Source organism: Enterobacter cloacae complex sp. 2022EL-00788 (assembly GCF_026627565.1).
In the GTDB taxonomy this organism is placed as follows: Bacteria; Pseudomonadota; Gammaproteobacteria; order Enterobacterales; family Enterobacteriaceae; genus Enterobacter; species Enterobacter pasteurii.
Genome location: NZ_JAPNMC010000016.1, coordinates 14,226 through 32,092 on the forward strand (window position 1 = coordinate 14,226; position 17,867 = coordinate 32,092).

General features: G+C 47.8%; 17 protein-coding genes and 1 pseudogene. 5 read left to right on the forward strand and 13 right to left on the reverse strand.

The annotated features are described in order from the left end of the window. Positions 1-25 precede the first annotated feature (25 nt). The 13 genes from OWK27_RS20290 to OWK27_RS20355 all read right to left on the reverse strand — a co-directional run bounded on the left by OWK27_RS20290 (position 26) and on the right by OWK27_RS20355 (position 9,578). Positions 26-1,225, reverse strand: a complete 1,200-nt coding sequence (locus tag OWK27_RS20290) for an ATP-binding protein (protein WP_267591080.1) — start codon at positions 1,223-1,225, stop codon at positions 26-28. 498 nt (positions 1,226-1,723) lie between these two features. Then, the gene (locus OWK27_RS20300) at positions 1,724-2,452 is read right to left on the reverse strand and encodes a DUF2971 domain-containing protein (protein ID WP_267591081.1); all 729 of its coding nucleotides are present in this window, start codon (positions 2,450-2,452) and stop codon (positions 1,724-1,726) included. 449 nt (positions 2,453-2,901) lie between these two features. Then, a complete protein-coding gene (locus tag OWK27_RS20305) occupies positions 2,902-3,135 on the reverse strand; it encodes a DinI-like family protein (RefSeq protein WP_267591082.1) in 234 nt (77 codons plus the stop codon). 9 nt (positions 3,136-3,144) lie between these two features. Further along, positions 3,145-3,333: a hypothetical protein gene (locus OWK27_RS20310; RefSeq protein ID WP_054628681.1), complete on the reverse strand. Its 189-nt coding sequence runs from the start codon at positions 3,331-3,333 to the stop codon at positions 3,145-3,147. A gap of 156 nt (positions 3,334-3,489) precedes the next feature. Beyond that, the gene (locus OWK27_RS20315; protein WP_267591083.1) at positions 3,490-5,901 is read right to left on the reverse strand and encodes a replication endonuclease; all 2,412 of its coding nucleotides are present in this window, start codon (positions 5,899-5,901) and stop codon (positions 3,490-3,492) included. After that, positions 5,898-6,908, reverse strand: coding sequence for a phosphoadenosine phosphosulfate reductase family protein (locus OWK27_RS20320; protein ID WP_222169174.1), 1,011 nt, complete (start codon positions 6,906-6,908; stop codon positions 5,898-5,900). The genes OWK27_RS20315 and OWK27_RS20320 overlap by 4 nt, the downstream gene beginning before the upstream one ends. Continuing rightward, positions 6,905-7,762, reverse strand: coding sequence for a DNA adenine methylase (locus tag OWK27_RS20325; protein WP_267591084.1), 858 nt, complete (start codon positions 7,760-7,762; stop codon positions 6,905-6,907). The genes OWK27_RS20320 and OWK27_RS20325 overlap by 4 nt, the downstream gene beginning before the upstream one ends. Further along, on the reverse strand, positions 7,759-7,986 hold the full coding sequence (locus tag OWK27_RS20330) for a TraR/DksA family transcriptional regulator (RefSeq protein WP_048987514.1): 228 nt from the start codon (positions 7,984-7,986) through the stop codon (positions 7,759-7,761). The genes OWK27_RS20325 and OWK27_RS20330 overlap by 4 nt, the downstream gene beginning before the upstream one ends. Continuing rightward, positions 7,986-8,213, reverse strand: coding sequence for a DUF2732 family protein (locus OWK27_RS20335; RefSeq protein WP_029463822.1), 228 nt, complete (start codon positions 8,211-8,213; stop codon positions 7,986-7,988). The genes OWK27_RS20330 and OWK27_RS20335 overlap by 1 nt, the downstream gene beginning before the upstream one ends. 67 nt (positions 8,214-8,280) lie before the next feature. Beyond that, a complete protein-coding gene (locus OWK27_RS20340; RefSeq protein ID WP_267591085.1) occupies positions 8,281-8,622 on the reverse strand; it encodes a DUF5347 family protein in 342 nt (113 codons plus the stop codon). Then, positions 8,586-8,786 (reverse strand): phage filamentation protein Fil family protein, encoded by a 201-nt coding sequence (locus tag OWK27_RS20345; protein ID WP_267591086.1) that lies wholly within the window; start codon positions 8,784-8,786, stop codon positions 8,586-8,588. Before OWK27_RS20345 ends, OWK27_RS20340 begins: the two co-directional genes overlap by 37 nt. Before the next feature lie 7 nt (positions 8,787-8,793). Further along, positions 8,794-9,303 (reverse strand): phage regulatory CII family protein, encoded by a 510-nt coding sequence (locus OWK27_RS20350; protein ID WP_085017198.1) that lies wholly within the window; start codon positions 9,301-9,303, stop codon positions 8,794-8,796. A gap of 32 nt (positions 9,304-9,335) precedes the next feature. Further along, positions 9,336-9,578, reverse strand: a complete 243-nt coding sequence (locus tag OWK27_RS20355; protein WP_029463825.1) for a hypothetical protein — start codon at positions 9,576-9,578, stop codon at positions 9,336-9,338. Between the two features lie 119 nt (positions 9,579-9,697). Here OWK27_RS20355 and OWK27_RS20360 point away from each other — a divergent pair, with 119 nt between their 5' ends. The 5 genes and pseudogenes from OWK27_RS20360 (at position 9,698) to OWK27_RS20380 (ending at position 17,805) form a co-directional block, all read left to right on the forward strand. Next, positions 9,698-10,330 (forward strand): phage repressor protein CI, encoded by a 633-nt coding sequence (locus OWK27_RS20360; RefSeq protein ID WP_222169177.1) that lies wholly within the window; start codon positions 9,698-9,700, stop codon positions 10,328-10,330. Position 10,331: 1 nt separating this feature from the next. Then, positions 10,332-11,351 carry a site-specific integrase gene (locus tag OWK27_RS20365; RefSeq protein ID WP_222169178.1) on the forward strand — a complete coding sequence of 340 codons (1,020 nt, stop codon included), beginning with the start codon at positions 10,332-10,334 and terminating at the stop codon, positions 11,349-11,351. Further along, positions 11,348-12,529, forward strand: a complete 1,182-nt coding sequence (locus OWK27_RS20370) for a hypothetical protein (protein WP_267591087.1) — start codon at positions 11,348-11,350, stop codon at positions 12,527-12,529. Before OWK27_RS20365 ends, OWK27_RS20370 begins: the two co-directional genes overlap by 4 nt. Before the next feature lie 323 nt (positions 12,530-12,852). Further along, positions 12,853-14,058: pseudogene (locus OWK27_RS20375) on the forward strand (integrase domain-containing protein). A gap of 138 nt (positions 14,059-14,196) precedes the next feature. After that, positions 14,197-17,805 (forward strand): DEAD/DEAH box helicase, encoded by a 3,609-nt coding sequence (locus OWK27_RS20380; RefSeq protein WP_267591088.1) that lies wholly within the window; start codon positions 14,197-14,199, stop codon positions 17,803-17,805. Positions 17,806-17,867: the final 62 nt, after the last annotated feature.

The window sequence follows — 17,867 nt, forward strand, 5'->3', positions numbered from 1 at the left end:
AGGCCGTTAAATACGGCCTTTTTCTTTACATATTAGCTAATCGAATAAAACTTGGCATTCTCGGATCATTAAATTTATAGACCCCCCTGCTTAATCTTTTAATTGTCGCACCATAGTCTTTCTTGATTAGTCGACCAGTATAGTTACTCATACTTTGATTGTTATATCGCGTCCCAGTATCTTTATGTATCTGGTTAATCCAGTCTTTAACTCCAAACTCTTCATTTTTGAATTTTGATGCAGAGTAAAGGATTTTTTTATACACATCCGTTTTAGAAGAACGTATAGCATCTTCATACTCTCTTCTTAATCTCCCTTCTGCATTTTGAACGGACTTCTCAACTGATTTCGCGAAAATACGAGAATCGATTGTCTTGACAGATTCCGCTATAGCTGCCTCTGCAGCCTCTTTACAAAGCAAATGGGTAAAATAAGGGAAACCATTACTTATATCAACTATTTGTTTTTTTATGTCTTGATTAAACGTTAATCCTAAACCTTTTTCCCCCAAGCTAATGACTTCCAACAAATGTTTTTCATCAACCCCGCCCAAGTATACCTCATGCAAACATCTATTAACGGACTCATGGCCTGCAGTAAGGCTTTTACCATCCTTTGATATACCTACTAGTAAAACTTTTAATTTAGAATTTATGTCACTTAATTGTTTAATGAACTCAGCAACAGCCTTTTTTGTGTTGTCTTCTAAAACATCAAATTCATCCACAACGAGAATCCCCTCAACAATACCAACCGTCGTAGCTGCCTTGCGTGGAGTAATCTCATCTCGTTCTATAGTGATTTTTTCCTCATATCCCACATTCCCCGTAAAAAAACTGAAAAACTTTGCAGACAGTCCTGCCTTTATTACTTTTTCTTCTTTGAATTTTTCCGGATTTTGTGAAATAAAAATAGCACACTCAGAAACTATATCTTTAAATTTAGTATTGGTATCACATTTTACATTAAAGTACTCACCTAAAAGTACACTATACTGTCTTCCTCCAATAACAGTTGCATTTGCTAAGGAGCTTTTACCAATGCCTCTATCACCATAAATCATACAGTGCCGCCCAGGCACTGTTAAATTATCTAAAATACTCTTAACCTCAACATCCCTACCTTTTAAATATTCAGGGTTAGAAATGGGGGTAGAAGGTGTATAGTATTTATTCACATCTTCTTTTTTTAAAAACTCTTGTGCGTATGTAGCAAATATATTCATCTCTGAATTCCTTTTTGATTTAAAGCAACAAACTACCTTGACAATTTAAAATTTGCAACTACCAATAGAGGTGAATGAGACATAGACATTCTTCCCATCTAATACCTGTTGCGCGCGCTCGTAGCCCCGCCACGCCTGGCCGCTTTAGGGAGTGGTTCTCATGCAGGTGCACAACATACGTAAAAGCCCGCCATTACTGACGGGCTTAAGTCAAAAAGATCTTCGAACGATCATGCGTTTTCATGCAGCATAGCCATGCACTGATGAGAGAAACGAATGCGTGTATCCGAATGATCTTCTGAAACAACGCAGATGAACGAAAAATAATGAAGGTCCGCTGTGAGCGAAGAGGGAGTTGTTTAACACATCAAAAGAAGAGTAGCTATCCTAGGTTGAGTTTTGTCAGCATTAAGCTCTGAACGCCTGGTTATAGGAAATCAATCATACTTTAATTAACAATTCTGAGGTTGTGCTTACACAACCTCAGAACAATAAAACCTAAAAATCTAATGTTCTTTTTATGAGCTGATAGCTATCTTTTTCAGTAGACATTTTATAAAAATTAATATCAGGATATTTCGCAGCCATTTTTTTGGCAGCATCTTCAACCAGTGGGTCTACATTATGCCCGAGACAGACCTCCCTAATTAATCCTTTGTCAAAGGTTTTTACGCCTGATGATTTTGTAATAATCCTTCTTTCATTCTCGTAATGCCAGCAACTGTCCTTATAGAAAAATACTTTTTGAAAAAGAGCATGCATATCCTCAAGAGCGTAGTTGAATACAGGAGCACTCCCCATATACCTGATATAATCAAAATCATGGTAGTCTTGGACTGTTTTAATGAACTCATCATCAAAACCTATACAAAATCCTTTATGGGATGCAGAATAATGCGACCACATTAGGATACTGTCCGAGACAGGAGCAAGACAGATAACGCCAAATTGTTCCATTGCGGAACTTCTAAGATCTTCCTCCATTTTTTTTGTTACATCAGGAACTATTGATAACCACTGATCATATGAGAATTTGACATTTCCAAATTTATCATAGCAGCTTTTAAGCTGGTTTTGCGTACCCATAACCTTAATGGAAACTTTAAATTCCGAGGGGTCATTAAATTCTACAGGTTTAGTGGAAGAAATAGTGCCATCTTCCACGAAGCGTTTAAGATTCTTTAATACATTTCCTGCATCATCATTACCGATATATTTATAGAGCATTTAACATCCTTTAAAGTTGAGGCGAGCGCTATATCCCACATAATTAATCACTTTCTACCAGTCTATGTTTGATTTAGTTGACACATATTATGATATCAGCAGTAATAATCGGCTCAATAATGTACAATAACTTGGAGTTAGTATGGAGTCTTTTGTGTCCAAACACCGATTAACTGCCACAGTCAAACCAATACAAGCAAAGATTTCAATTAACTAAGATAACTTCAATACATCATCAACTTCAATACTATTCTGTATAGTTATTCTTACCCAGTCCGAACCGGATTGACCTAAAGCCAAATAAGTAGCAGTTCAAAACCTAAGCAATGTCTGCTCCTGTCACAAAACGGACGACCATTTTTCAAATGGCCGCCACATCTAACGCCTCGCTTCACTCGTTCTTCAACCTTGCAGGCGTCAGAATTAAGTCCTGGTGCCTGCAAGGTTTCCTAATGTTGCCATCTGTCGTCTTCCCAGACCTGCTGCAAAATCTCCATTACGCGCTTTTTATCTTCGTCCCGTTTTAAGCCGCTCAGCCCCAGGCCGTTAGCGCTTCCCTTACGTATGCGAATTGCCGTTTTTGGATAGAGAGGGCGCAAATTTCGGTAAAGCTCGGATTCAAGAGCTTCCAGTGTTGCTTGGCTTACCTTCTGCTCTTTATCGATCATTATTTCAATGCGCATAGATTCCCCCTAACTGGTAGCGTCCATTGTGCGGCTGTACTCATGACTATGTATTTTTGCCATCAACTCGTCAGTCAGCTCTGAAACCCACTGGATTGCTAGCCGCTTTTCTTCGTCGCTGCAATCGCTTGCCGCCACCAGTTTTAAGAAAAAATCAATGCGCTGAAGTTTCAATGACTCCAAAAGATAATCCTGCATTTTCCCTCCTTTTACGACCACTTACACCACATAACTGTATGTATATACACTGTTTATATATACAGTATAGTACCAATTTCTAAATGTAAAACGCTTTTTTGGCCTTCAATAAGAAAGACCTGATATGAGTCAACAAGAGAAAAAAATTCCGACGTGTCAGTAATACTGACGCCATTTGTCATCCTCACGCAGCCGCCCGTTCTGGTAAAATATGCGCAGCCCTCCCCCAGACGGAAGGCTGCTGCCGCGTAGGAGTAAATTCACCTCATACTCACTACCATTGAAGCCTCTTGAATGCAGCTCACACTCCAGTTGCAGGCGCTGCTGCTCAGAAATATCCTGCTTGTAACCCTTTTTTCGCTTCGGTTTTACCAGCCTGAGCCTAGCAACCAACTCCCGCCGTTCCTTTTTTCCCATTCCATGCAGGTAATCCTGCAGCGCCTTTTCACCCATGGAAGAAATATCCGGTACTTCAACCCCTGATTGGTTCAAATTTTCAACAGGGGGACAGTTATTGCCACGAGTCCAAGGGGCGCCAGCGCCCTGGTCGGCTGTCGCCTCCTGAAGGTCAACGGCTTTACGAACCATTTTCCACTTCACTGCATGAGTGCAGATCCGGCCCTCAATGATCGGGGACCAGATGCCATAAATACGGACACCATGATCGCCGTAGGCGCTCGGCTCCTCGTTGAGCTCGTAGGCAGTCCTGACAAGGTGATGTTTACGGGGGACCAGGACGCCGCCCTGCTTCATGATGTAGGTGGCAAAACAGCCAGCATCAGCTGCGGCCAGCACAGCATCCAGACGCGGGTTTTCCAGTACCGGCGCGCCTGCCTTCTTATCACCCTGAGCCCTGGCAGCCTGACCGGCCAGCAGGCGCAGCTCGCGGTACGCCTGGCGGCCAGGAATACCAAAGAAGCGGAATTGCTGGACACGGTGCAGCGAAGCCCAGGCGTTTACGTTCTCAGCGTTATCGCGCAGTGATCTGCCTGTTTCTTTGCTGACTTCCTGCGCCAGCCCGCGCCCGTCGATATTCTTGCTGATGTATTTGGCGATATAGCTGGTCGGTGTACCCTTGCGCGGGTTGATAAGCTCAGACTTGAATCGAGGCCCGGTATTGGTGCCCAGCTCCTCCCGGTCCTCACGAATGGCGAATTTACGCAGTAGCGCGGTAATGGATTTGCGGTCTTTTTTACGCATGAAGCAAAGCAGGTGCCAGTGCACGGTGCCGTCATGGTGTGGTTCGGCAACGCGGACGCCATACCAGCGCAGCCCGGCTTTGTGCATCGCCTTACGGAAGGCAGCGAACATATTCACCAGGTAATCGCTGCTCTGGCGGACCGTGGCACTGGTCCATTTCGGGTTTGGCCTGCCGTTATTAAGCGTCGCGTGAAAGCGTGACGGGCAGGTAATGGTATAGAACACGGCGCATTCACCACGCATTTCTGCGATCAGCTCCAGCCCCTTAACGCAGGCCATCATTTCGTTGCGCCGGTGTGCCGGATTGCTGCTGCTGGCGTTTACCACTTCTTCCATATCCAGCGTGTCACCTTCGGCGTTAACCAGCTCATGCGAGCGGAAAAACTCCAGTGATTTGCGGCGCTGTTCGCGTTTGTGGATCACGGCTTCATAACTGACATACGGGGACGCCTTTTTGTTAACCAGGCAGACAGCGCGCAGCTGTTCTTCCCGCCATTCACATCGCATCTGCCACAGCTTGCGATACCACCAGTCCGCGCAAAGCATACGGGCAAGCGAGCCCGGAATAAGCTCGTAGGGGACCGGGTTACGGCGGCGCTTTTTCCGGCGCAGTTGCTCGAAAGCAGGCGGGATAACATCAAGGCGCATAGCCTCAGCGGCCACCCTTTCCCATGACCGGCGGATCTCTTCCGGCGTAACGTCTTCATCCGTAAACAGCTCACCGCAGGCAGCATCCAGACACATGCTCATGTGTGCCGCCACCAGGGTAGATAACCGCTTGACCTGCTCCTGGTTCATTTCTGGCAGAACCAGTAAGCCCTCCAGCCCCTCATGGCTCGCCATAAAACGGAATGAAGCAGAAATCTGGCTGGTACGCACGCGCTCCAGGCGTTCAAGGCACGGTCTGATGGTTTCACGCAGATAGCGGGAATATGCCTTCGGTTTACCCAGGCCCTCGAAATATTTAATCCGCTCAAGCAGCGGCTTATTGATATGCGCTGGCTGAGCGCTCACGTCAGCAACGATAACCAGGTCGGGGTTGAATTGCTGCTGTTCGCGGGCCATTCTGGCGCGGCTTAACAGCAGGTCCTGCTCCATTTCTCGCTGAACAGGATCACGGGATTCATTGAAGAAATAGCGATCCCAGACCTCATTACTCAAGGCATCGCGGCGCAGCTGTTCATGCTCGTTATCGGCAGCATAGAGAGTAATCAGGTTTGATAGCGCTGACTCCGGCGCTACTTCCGCCGTTTCCAGATAGGGGTTAATTGCCTTTTTAGGCGCGGTCCAGGGATACGCCCCGGTAGCTTTACCGGGGAGTTCTGATACAAGAGGCGCGACGGGACGGCCTGAGCTGGTATCCGTCACTCGCAAACTCCTGCGTAAACACTGCTGCAAACCGCGCTGTCATTTGCACTCGCCAGCAAATCAAACTGCGCGCCGCCCCGTGTCGTCAGTGCCCAGTCGCGATAGGTCTCAATGCCATAAGCATCAACAGTGATGACCTCAATACGCTTTTCAGCCCGGCGTGGATCATGCGTGGAGGGAAAGAAAGTTGAATTACCGCGGCGTGAACAGTCCGCAACCATTCTTTCCCATTCAGCAACCCGGCGAACCTCTTCTGGCCAGCGCTGGAAAATTTCAGCAAGTTCAGATTTACGGGCGTGAATGCAGGGCATACAACCGACACGGCTGCAGCCCTGCAGATATAACGGGTTAGGCTTAATGCCATGGCGCTTTGCAATTGCAAAGACATCCTCATGCAGCCAGTTAAGGATCGGACGATAGACGTGCAGGCCCGGCGTATTGTCTGCATCTTCCTCCCAGTCCGGCAGCAATGCGCGTGCAGGCGATTCCTGAGCCCTGACCCCCTGCCAGCTGATAACCTCGTCATACTCTTCCAGGGCAGGAACGACAACCTGAGTCCTGACAGGCTCATGCTTGAGGTCAAAGGTGCAGAAACGGGCTTTTGTGGAAGGAAACCGGCCTTTCCACATGCACAGGTCCAGAAAAGGAATGCCGGTGGGCTTCAATATTTCCAGGGCACGGTGCACACGTTCTGCCGCCTCATCGGCAGACATACCGCATTCCTGAACCAGAGAAACGGGCCATTTCTCTGTAATGAATTTCCGTTTGCCTTCGATCTGGCGAGTGAAATCAGCTTTAACACGGATAACCTTGCCCAGCTTTGATTCCAGATAGTCCAGATATTCCATCGTCTGGGGGTGTTCATGGCCCGTATCAGCGAAGACAGAAATATGAGGAACATCGTTTTCAATGGCCCGCAGCCACTGGGCAAGACTATCCTTGCCGCCTGAAATACTGGTGATGTTGATGGTGCTGGCAGCAAAGCAGCGCGGATCGATGGGATTCATACGCGCACCTCACGCACAACCGAGTAATCAGGGCCGCCAGCCAGATCAACGCCAGTCCAAACTTTTGGTTTCAGTACAGCAATAAGTTCGCCTGCGGTTTTCCCTTCTCCTGCAGCAACTCCTATGCTGCGTTTTGTGCTGATACGGTGAAGGGTGAAATTTCGGTAAAACGAACGAATCAGGCGGGTGTCGCTATTTGACACGACGATCGGGTGCCCCTCTGATGACCGGCGCACCAGAATAGATGCCAAATCATACTGGTCATCATCAGAGAACCCGGCAGTGTGATAACCGCTAAAAGTACCGTCATAAGGCGGATCGCAGTAAACAACATCACCCGCCGTCAGCATTGCCAGCGTTTCGTCATAGCTGGCGCAGATGAACGTGGCACGCACTGCCTTTTCAGCAAAGGTCAGGATTTCTGCATGAGGGAAATATGGATTTTTATAATTACCGTAGGGAACATTAAATTTCCCGCGTTGGTTATAACGACACAACCCACGATAACAATGGCGATTTAAATACAGGAATAATGCGGCGCGCTCCAGCGTGGTCAGGGATGTATCTTCGTTAAAACGCAGACGATTTTCATAATACTTTTCAGCACTGTTATCTTCGCTGAATAATACCCATGCAACCTGTATTAATTCCTCAGGATGGTAGGCCGCTTTCTTATACAAATTAATAAGGTCAGCGTTAATATCCGCGACAAGATAATGAGGATAGTCTGTTGCCATCATGACAGCACAGGAACCCGCGAAAGGTTCAACCAATCGCGGGCCAGCTGGGAGGTGTTTTTTCAGTTCGGGCATGATGGCGGTTTTGTTTCCCGCCCATTTCAGGATCGTGCTCATACAACGCCTCCGTTGTAGTGCTTGCCTTTAAGCTCTGCGATTTCCTGACAGGTCACACAGCACTGCACACCCGGAATAGCGCGGCGGCGAGCTGGAGGGATCGGTGCATCGCATTCGATGCAAAGCACACGGGAAACGCCCGGCGCTCTGTTGCGGGCAGTGTGGATGTGGCGCTGGCGTTCTTCTTCAACGCGCTGCTGTACGAGATCCATAGAATCAGCCATTAGTGCAGCTCCTGAGATTCGTTTTCGTAGCGGGTTGCTTCGCAACGCAGTAACTCAGCCGCCTCAATACCGTTTAACCCTTTGTTGGTGATATGGGTTGCCAGCGCTTCAAGGCGGATTGAAACTGCGAGCGCGCGGCCTTTGCGCTCCTCACGTTTGGCAATATCGATCACCGCCATAAGCGAGTCGGTTTCGGCTACAAACATTTTTCGTAATTCTTTCTGCATTGTTCTTTCTCCTGAATTTGGGCAAAAGAATGCCCGGCGGGTTTACGCCATTAATTTCTGTTGTGGGTTAATTCGGCATGGTTAGCCGTTTGGGAAATAAGCTCACCACTGCACGAAAATGATTCATTGCTTTAACCAATTCCCGCTTTTCGTCAGTAGTCAGATCACTAATATTGACGCCGTGACGTTCTGCCGGAATTTTTGCCATAAAGAATATTGCTGCCAGTGCGCGCTTATTTTGCTTATGGTTTATATCGCGACGGTCACGCATATCTTTAATGAACCTTTCAAGCTCTGGCTCAATATTCAGACCAAACACACTCGCCCTTAATTCAGCTATACGGTTCAGACCTTCAAGCCGTTGACCCGGGCTTAGTGGAACAGTCGCAGAAGTGCCTTCAATAGCCATGGTTTCACCTGTTTGGTAGTGGTCAGCCCTGCCAGTAGTTCTTCCTGAGAGCGGGACGGGTGCCAGCGCTTGCCATCTTTCCCGATAATCCAGCCATGGCCGCTATGCATACCCTGACTTTGTTTAACCAAAAGCGATGCGAATGAGGGTTCTTTATTAAGCATGAGCACCTCAGATCAGACCAAACGAAGCGCTGAGGCCCGTCACTGTATCAACAGCACTTGCCATTGCCGGGTTGTACTGTAGGCGCGCGTGCAGGGAAACAGCTGTTAGTGCCATCAAACGAGTAACAGAATTGATGCTTTCGATAACCTGGCGGCGTTCCGTTGTTGTCTGGTGTTCGCCAGAAACAGCGCTTGCTGCAACGCGACCGATCTCTGCTGTAGCATTTAAAACGTAATGAGGCATTTTCTCGCTGGCTACTTCGTTCAGCGGCACACATGGCAGGCAATGGATTTGAGCCAAGAACCCGTCAACCAGCGTGGAGTCCTCTGTGATATCCGTCAGCAGCCAAATTTCCGGCGCCGTAAGTTGATGCGGTTGTTCCGGGTTCAGTTTGTTGCGCAGTGTCTGGACATTCATGCCTGCTCGATCTGCAAGCTTCGCCATGTTGTGCCGCAGTGCGAAAGCGCGGCAGGCCTCATCAAAGTGTGGATGTTTGGAAATCTTATAATCAAACATGTGAGCCTCTTAGAAAGTTCTCATAATTGAACTTACTGACCAACAACAACGCGGAAGTTGGAATGACCAAGGGACTCACGAACCTGATCGGTTTTGTACATCAAGTAACGAAGACATACGCGACCCTTATTTTTCTCCTTTTTAACCATGTATTTAGCCAATTGGCCATGGTGGATTTTTTGATAAACAGAGCCGCGAGAAATGCCTTCCCATTCCGCGAACTCTGCAGGTGTAGCCATCTCTTTTGGTACACGAATTGAAATATCGGTGCTCATAGTGCAGTATCTCTCAGTTAAGGTTTGGTTTATGTCGTTTTATCTTGTTTTACACGATTCAATACTTGAACAATCGAGATACTACGATCCAATATTTGATACGTCAATAGGATTAAGAAATGATACAGGTGAAAGCTGGCGAGAATACAGGGGGTAGAGAGGCTATCCATAGGTTAATGGCTGCCTATGATTTTAAATCCAGGCAGCAGCTATGCGATCACCTAGGCGCATCTAAAAGCACTATGGCTAACAGATACTTAAGAGACAGTTTCCCTGCAGAATGGGTGATCCAATGTGCTCTTGAAACGGGCGTTTCTTTACTCTGGCTTACCACAGGTCAAGGTGAACCCGGTGCAAAAATTGATGATAAAAAAAGTATCAATTTCGTGAACTCCAGCAAGGTAAAACCTCTTTCTGAACTTGTATCTCCAGAGATCGACAAGGTTAATCTCATGGGAGGTTCGCTGGTTGAAGCCGGGAAAGCCATCATTGATAGCAGTCTGCTTCCATCTGACTCACGCGAGCTACTTCTAGTAAATACCGCTGGCGATTCATATTTAGTTGACCGTACCCAGGCACCACCAGTGAATGGGATGTGGTTGGTCGATATCGACGGGATAAAAAGCATTGTTAAGTTAACTCGTCTTCCGGGAAACAGATTAGTTGTGCATCAAGATGACTCGTCGTTTGAATGCAACCTGGATGATATCGAGGTAGTTGGCCGCGCATTGAAAATCATTAAGAGTCTTTGATATGACGATCAGAAAGCAGCCGAATGGAAAATGGTTGTGCGAGTGCTACCCGAACGGGCGTGACGGCAAGCGTGTGCGTAAGCAATTTGCGACTAAAGGCGAGGCTGTAGCATTCGAAAACTTCACCATGGATGAAGTGAACAAAAAGCCGTGGCTGGGTGAAAAGGAAGATCGGCGACATTTGTCAGAATTGATTGAGCAGTGGCACTCCCTTTATGGCCAGACGCTCGCAGACCCTAAGCGCCTAATGGCGAAATTGAACATTATCTGCAATGGACTGGGCGATCCCGTCGCTTCTGAGTTAACAGCCGGTGATTTTACCAAATATCGTGAAGCACGATTAAAAGGTGAGGTGCGTAACGAAGACGGAGCGCTGATGTCGCCAGTAAAGCCCCGCACGGTAAACTTGGAGCAGCGTAATTTATCATCCGTTTTTGGCACCCTGAAAAAGCTGGGCCACTGGTCACCGCCTAACCCACTTTCCGGGCTACCAACATTCAAAATCGCAGAGGGGGAACTGGCGTTCTTGGCCCGGGACGAAATCAAACGCCTGCTTGATGCCTGCGCTGATTCTCAAAGCCCCAGCCTGTTGATGATCGTAAAAGTATGCCTAGCAACTGGCGCGCGATGGAGTGAAGCCGAAAACCTGCAAGGCCATCAGTTATCTAAATACCGCGTCACCTATACGAAAACCAAAGGCAAGAAAAACCGAACAGTACCGATATCGCAGGATCTGTACGAAGAACTCCCCAAAAACAGAGGGAAGCTATTCACACCATGCAGAAAAGCTTTTGAGCGTGCAGTAAAAAGAGCCGGCATTGACTTACCTGAAGGCCAGTGCACACATGTGCTGCGCCATACATTCGCCAGTCACTTTATGATGAATGGCGGAAACATACTGGTACTGCGTGAGATTCTAGGTCATTCAGATATAAAAATGACGATGGTTTATTCGCATTTTTCCCCAGACCACTTAGAAGATGCAGTAATTAAAAACCCACTACATACATTAAACATATGAAAAACAAAAAAACAAAAGCAGTAATTGTAACTACACTAATGATAGCGATATCATCAGCAAACCTTTACTTCTTACATTTCAACCAACAATCATATTTTTTATTATTTTTGATACCTAGCATATTAAGCATGCTCTTATTATTATGGCGTTTTGGTTGGGTTAAGCTAAATGAAAAAAATCTTTTCAACCAACCTCTATTCCTAATATCAATATTACTGCCTCTATATTATGCACTTATGTTTGGTTTATGGGTATGGAAAGATCCGCAGGTAACACTCTCTTCAGAAGGTTACTTAAATTTTATAACAAATAGCAAATTACCTTTGCTGATACTAGCTTTATCAGTACCCTTCGCATCAATAATAAACAATATTCATAGAACAATCCAAACTGAGAGGCAAATATTCGAGTCAGAACGAAAAAATAATTTTGACATATCTATAAATCACATTAAATATTACACCGAACTTTTCCAAAAAATAGAATCTGAAGAAATAACAGAGACTTACAAAGTAAAATCTAGTACAGGAGATGAAGATTCTGAAATAGAGTTTAAGTTCACTCCTATTGTTCAGTACCCTAGTTCTTTATATAAAAAACTGTTCATCAGCAACAATACTACCCATAAAAACAACTTACAAACCAACCCTAAATTTCTAAACAAAATCAAGAACGACTGGAAATATCTCAATCAGTGTTTTAGACGACTAAACAACTATGATAAATTCCTTCATTCGGTAAATAGCCATGGAAAATTCAGAGCAGCAAAATGTAAAATATATTATGAAACGTGCGATGCCTATGAAACTCTTTGCAATACATTAGAATTAGGGAACTATCGACCACAAATATCTTTTATCTCAGAAGATAAGGACGATGTGTATCAAATCTGGATTCCATTTTATAATCAAAGAACACTATACAAATCTATAAAATCAATTGAAAAATTATCATTAAAAATATTTGATATAATTAGAGACGAAAATGTAGAGGAATATTTTTCGGCTAAAAGAAAACTTTTCATCTACGGCCCCGGAGCAATACATGATTGGTCACATTTTATGAGTGAGCGAATTTTAGCTGGCGAGGCTCCAAGCAGAATTTCTAGAAGCTCGGGCTCGTTGAGGTTTATTCATTCAATGGCGGCAATTCGGCGGCAGAATGCTGAAACCCCCTAAAACTGGCAAACACCAAGTAAAATTAACGTGTTGTTTTTAAATGCAAAGTACTGTTTTTACACTATTATAAAAGGTATGTAGAAATTTCGGACGCGGGTTCAACTCCCGCCAGCTCCACCAAAATTCTCCATCGGTGATTACCAGAGTCATCCGATGAAGTCCTGAAAGCCCGCACGGCGCAAGCCCTGCGGGCTTTTTTGTGCCCTCAATTTGTCCCGCGAAGTCCTAACTGAACTAATTAAATCCGAACCTTTTAGGCCCATTGATAGCCCCAACGAAAAGCTCTATTGTTTTCGTTGGGGCTAAACGCATGGAGATTCCCCATGGCAAGAAAAACCAAGCCGTTAACCGATGCGGAAATCAAAGCCGCCAAACCTAAAGAGGCCGATTACCAGCAGTATGACGGCGACGGGCTTACTCTGTTAATCAAGTCCAGCGGTAGTAAGCTCTGGCAATTCCGTTACTATCGGCCTCGGACCAAGCAGCGAACCAGAAAGAGCTTCGATGCCTACCCTGCCGTCTCACTTTCTGATGCACATAAACTCAGAGCCGAATCTAAATTTTTATTGGCGAAAGACATTGATCTTTAGGAGCATCAGTAAGAACAGGTGAGAAATTCTCAAGTGCCTAAAACCAACACTTTCCTGTTAGTTGCCGAGCGTTGGTGGAATATGAAGAAAGCCAGCGTAACAGAGGACTATGCCGACGATATCTGGCGCTCGCTTAAGAGAGATGTTTTCCCAGCAATCGGTGATATAAGCGTCACTGAGATTAAGGCTCATACATTAGTTAAAGCCGTTCAGCCGGTTCAGGCCAGAGATGCATTAGAGACAGTTCGCCGCCTTTGTCAGCGTATTAACTAAGGCCTGATTGATGCTGCTCCTAGTGTAAACATCGGAAAAGCTTTCGAGAAACCGCAGAAGAAAAACATGCCAAGCATCCGGCCGGATCAACTTCCGCAGCTAATGCAAACAATGCGTACGGCAAGCATCAGTGTGTCCACGCGGTGTCTGTCCATGTGGAAGCTTCTCACCATCACCCGCCCTGCCGAAGCCGCTGAAGCTCGATGGAATGAGATCGATTTTGATGCTAGCGAATGGAATATCCCTGCTGCCCGAATGAAGATGAACCGGGACCATACGATTCCACTCTCCGATGAGGCTTTTTCTATTATGGAAATGATGAAGTCACTCAGTGGTGGCCGAGAATTTATCTTTCCCAGCCGAATTAAGCCTGTCCAGCCTATGAACAGCCGTACAGTGAATGCAGACCTTAGGCGTGCTAGCTTAGGAGTCGTTCTCGTATCACACGGTTTACGTTCTATAGCTAGTACCACACTCAATGAGGAAGGATTTCCTCCTGATGTCATTGAACATGTAGACAAAAATGAGGCACGTCGCGCTTATAATCGCAGTGATTATCTTGAACAGCGACGACCTATGATGCAATGGTGGGCTGATTTTGTCATTGCAGCGGATCGCGGAAGTACCATTGAGGGTGGCATGAAAGGAATGCGGTTAGCGGGGTGACGGATAATTAATGACGGCTCCAACTTTAGGAGTGGGCCGAATGAGATTTTATATTTCAAGCGGAAGTTAATAGTTTTAGAAATCAAGCTAATTAGCATAATATCTCTCAATTGAAGGGATATGGAGCCGCAGAAATAAATGAAGACACGGCAGTATGCGCAAAAATCAATCTTCGATCTGGAAGCAATCTTCGAGCAGTCCAACAACAATGTTAGTGAACTTGAACAGTTGTTGAGCGAGCTGACCTTTCGCAACACTGCCAGGGCTCGGACGCTGACGGCTAAAATCGAGCAATCTCTATTTGCACTTAGCGGCAACAGCGTGGTCGCCATGTCGGCTTCCAGCCCATCAACAGGCCATCCCGATTTGGTGTCGTCCCACAATTCGCCTGCAGCGGAAGAGAAACTGCAACCGAAGGCCATCCCAGACTCTGCCATGCGAGAGCAATTCGATAAAGACCAAATCGATCCAGGTCCGCACCCGTCTTTTTCTCCGCCAAATAAGGCAAATGATGCGCGAGCAATACTGGCAGCATGGACAGCCCTCGAAGCACTGTCGCCTCAAGGTTATAAACGCCCAGAGGATATGGCAACCGGCGATCGCTCCCGTGTTGCTCTATTGGAGCGAGGTGTTCCATGGGGTCCAAATGCCCGCAGCAAGCCCAGTTATAAGCTTTATTTCGAGGTCATCCTTGGCGCCATCGCTCTCGATAAGGCGACGGACGAGCTGGTCAAGATTTTTGGCGAGGATGAGGAGCGTTCACGCCCGGACGGTAAGAAAGCAGCCATCGGCTCTATCCTGATCGACAAGGAAGGTTATGTGCTCGAGGATAAAGGCGTCGCCGTTTCCAGTTTTGCCTGGGCACTCAAACCGGCTCTCGAGCTGAAGCTTGGAAGCTTAGGGAATTGGCCGAATATTGAGCCGCGCATTATCGAGCATCTGGATCGAATGGTTCGCCGCCACAACGAGGATGGAGAACCCATACCGATCGATTTGGATGTCGTTCTCAACACTTATAAATGGCTTGTGTCTCAGTTCGATGTACCCGAGCATTTGGTTGAGCCACCCACATTTGCGATTAAGGTGTTTCATCATTTCAAGGCTAAGGCGCAGCCTGAACCTTCGTTACTGAATTCCTTCTATCTCGAAGATCTCGGAGAAGCGACCAAATTGCTCGAGACGGGCAAAGCCGGAACCGGTTTGCGCCGCTATATGGGAATTGGCAGGCCTGACCAAAAAATCGACGTGCTATCGCCCATTTCCGCAGTTGAGCCTTTCGTCGCACCGTCGCTCATACCGCAGGCTCGTTGGCCTTCGAAAGGCGGCCATCCATTGGTACTGCTTCAACAGGCTGCCGTGAATGCGGCGCGTGCTGAGCTGAATGATGCTCCAGGTATCATAGGTGTCAATGGGCCACCGGGTACTGGAAAGACCACTCTTCTGCGAGATATTGTCGTTGGGTGCATTCTTGATCGGGCCACGGCGATGTGCGGCTTCAATAAACCGCAGGATGCCTTTTCCACAACAGGCGAGAAGCTGGCATTCGGTTCCAATGCATTCCTGCACTTCTACAAGTTACATGCATCCTTGAGGGGCCATGAGATCGTCGTAGCCTCCTCCAATAACAAAGCGGTCGAAAACGTCAGTAAAGAGCTTCCTCTCAAGGAAGCCAATGGTCGCCATGAACAGATCGCCTACTTCCGGTCCATCAGCGACCTGATTGCGAATCCCAAACGCGCGGGTTATTTCGAAGCCGAGGCCGAGGGGGGCATCCCCTCCGATCCTGTCGAAACCTGGGGATTGATCGCTGCGGCTCTCGGCAAGAGCAGCAACCGAGGCGCTTTCCAGCAAAGTTTCTGGTGGAATGAAGACGGTGGTTTCCTTACCTACCTGAAAGCAGCTCGCGGCTTAAACGTCTTGCGTGAGATCAAGGACGAACAAACTGGCGAAATCATCGATCGCGTGATGCCCAGCGTGGTCGTCAATGAGCGGCCCAGCACCAACGAAGCGGACGCTTTAGCGGCCTGGCAGAAAGCACGAACCGTTTTCCTTAAACTCAAGGAGACGGTAGACGCCGAAATCGCCAGCATCGAAGAAATGCGACGGGATATCCAGGCGCTCAAGGGAGCGACCACCGAACTTCAAAGGGTGGAACAGCGTCGTCCGAGTCTGAATGAAGCCGTCGAAGAGGCACACCAGACTGCTGAATCCTGCCAACGGGAGCATGAGAAGGCAAAATCGCAGATCGAGCAGGACAAGATCATGCTCGACAGCCATCTTGCTTGCCGTCCAGGTTTCTTCTCCCGTTTGTTCACGACTGCGGCCTGGAAGTCATGGAGATCGACACTGCAGAAGCTCTCGGCAACCCTGCAGCAATCAGTCTTACGGGCGCAGGAGACAGACGGCGCCCTGGAGCTTGCAAGGACAGAGTGGAGAAATACTGAGTCCCAGTTACAGCACCTCGACCAGGAAATTTCCAGCAAACGTCAGGCTGTCTCGAAGTTGAAGGCAACCGAGGCAGAGGCACGAAACCGCATGGGAGACAGGGTCGTTGATGAGAGATTCTTCGAGCGCGAGCACGAGGCTATCCACCTGACTGCGCCATGGCTTCCCGATGAGGTTCATCGCCTGCGGGAGGATCTTTTCGCCGCTGCCCTGACTGTGCATAAAACGTTCATCGATGCTTCGGCCAGCCGCTTGCAACACAATCTTGGGCTATTGATGTCGGGCATGGTGGCTGGTGCCTTCCAGTCTTCCGCTCACCGTGAACTTCTCCCCGACCTTTGGTCGAGCCTTTTCATGGTTGTGCCGACCGTGTCCACGACATTCGCCTCTGTTCGGACGATGTTCGGGGATCTGCCACCAGAGAGCATTGGCTGGCTTCTGGTAGATGAAGCGGGCCAAGCCGTTCCTCAGGCAGCAGTTGGAGCTATCATGCGGGCAAAGCGCTCCATCGTGGTAGGTGACCCGTTGCAAATCCCACCTGTAGTTTCACTTCCTGAAAAGCTGAACGCCGAAATCTGCAAGTTCTTTGACATTGACCAAGTCGAATGGTCTGCCCCCGCAGCATCTACGCAGACCCTTGCTGATCAGGCATCGCGCTTCAAATCCACCTTCGTCATGGACGTAGGTGATCGAGAAGTCGGGCTGCCATTGCTCGTTCACAGGCGTTGCCAGAACCCAATGTTTGATGTTTCTAACTCCATCGCCTATGCCGGGCAGATGGTCCATGCTGTCGGGCCTAAAAAACCCGGATCTATCGGCTCGGCTTTGGGGAGATCTCACTGGGTGGATATCAATGGCGATACTGAGACGAAGTGGTGTCCCGACGAGGGCGAAGCGGTTGTGCGAATGCTCAAAGAGCTGGCAGCATCGGGCATTACAAATCCGGACGTATTTATCATCACACCATTCAAGATCGTAGAGCAGAACATGCGTCGGCGTCTCGACAGAGAAACCGACCTGCTGCGAACGTTCGGCGTAAAGTTGGATGAATGGTGCCGTGATCGTGTAGGCACAATCCACACGTTCCAGGGCCGAGAGGCGGACACGGTAATCCTGTTGCTGGGTGCGCCGAAAGCGAGTCAGCAAAGGGCGCGTCAGTGGGCGGCAAGCCCGCCAAACATAATCAATGTGGCCGTCTCACGCGCCAAGCAAAACCTGTATGTAGTCGGCTCGGCTGCTGCATGGGCAGGAGCGGGAACTAGTCTGCAGGTCTTGCAGCGGCAATTGGCACATTCAGCCTGACAATCTCCGCGGTGGCCCTCATTGCTGAGGGCGCATCGCGGATAATCTACAACCTGCATGAG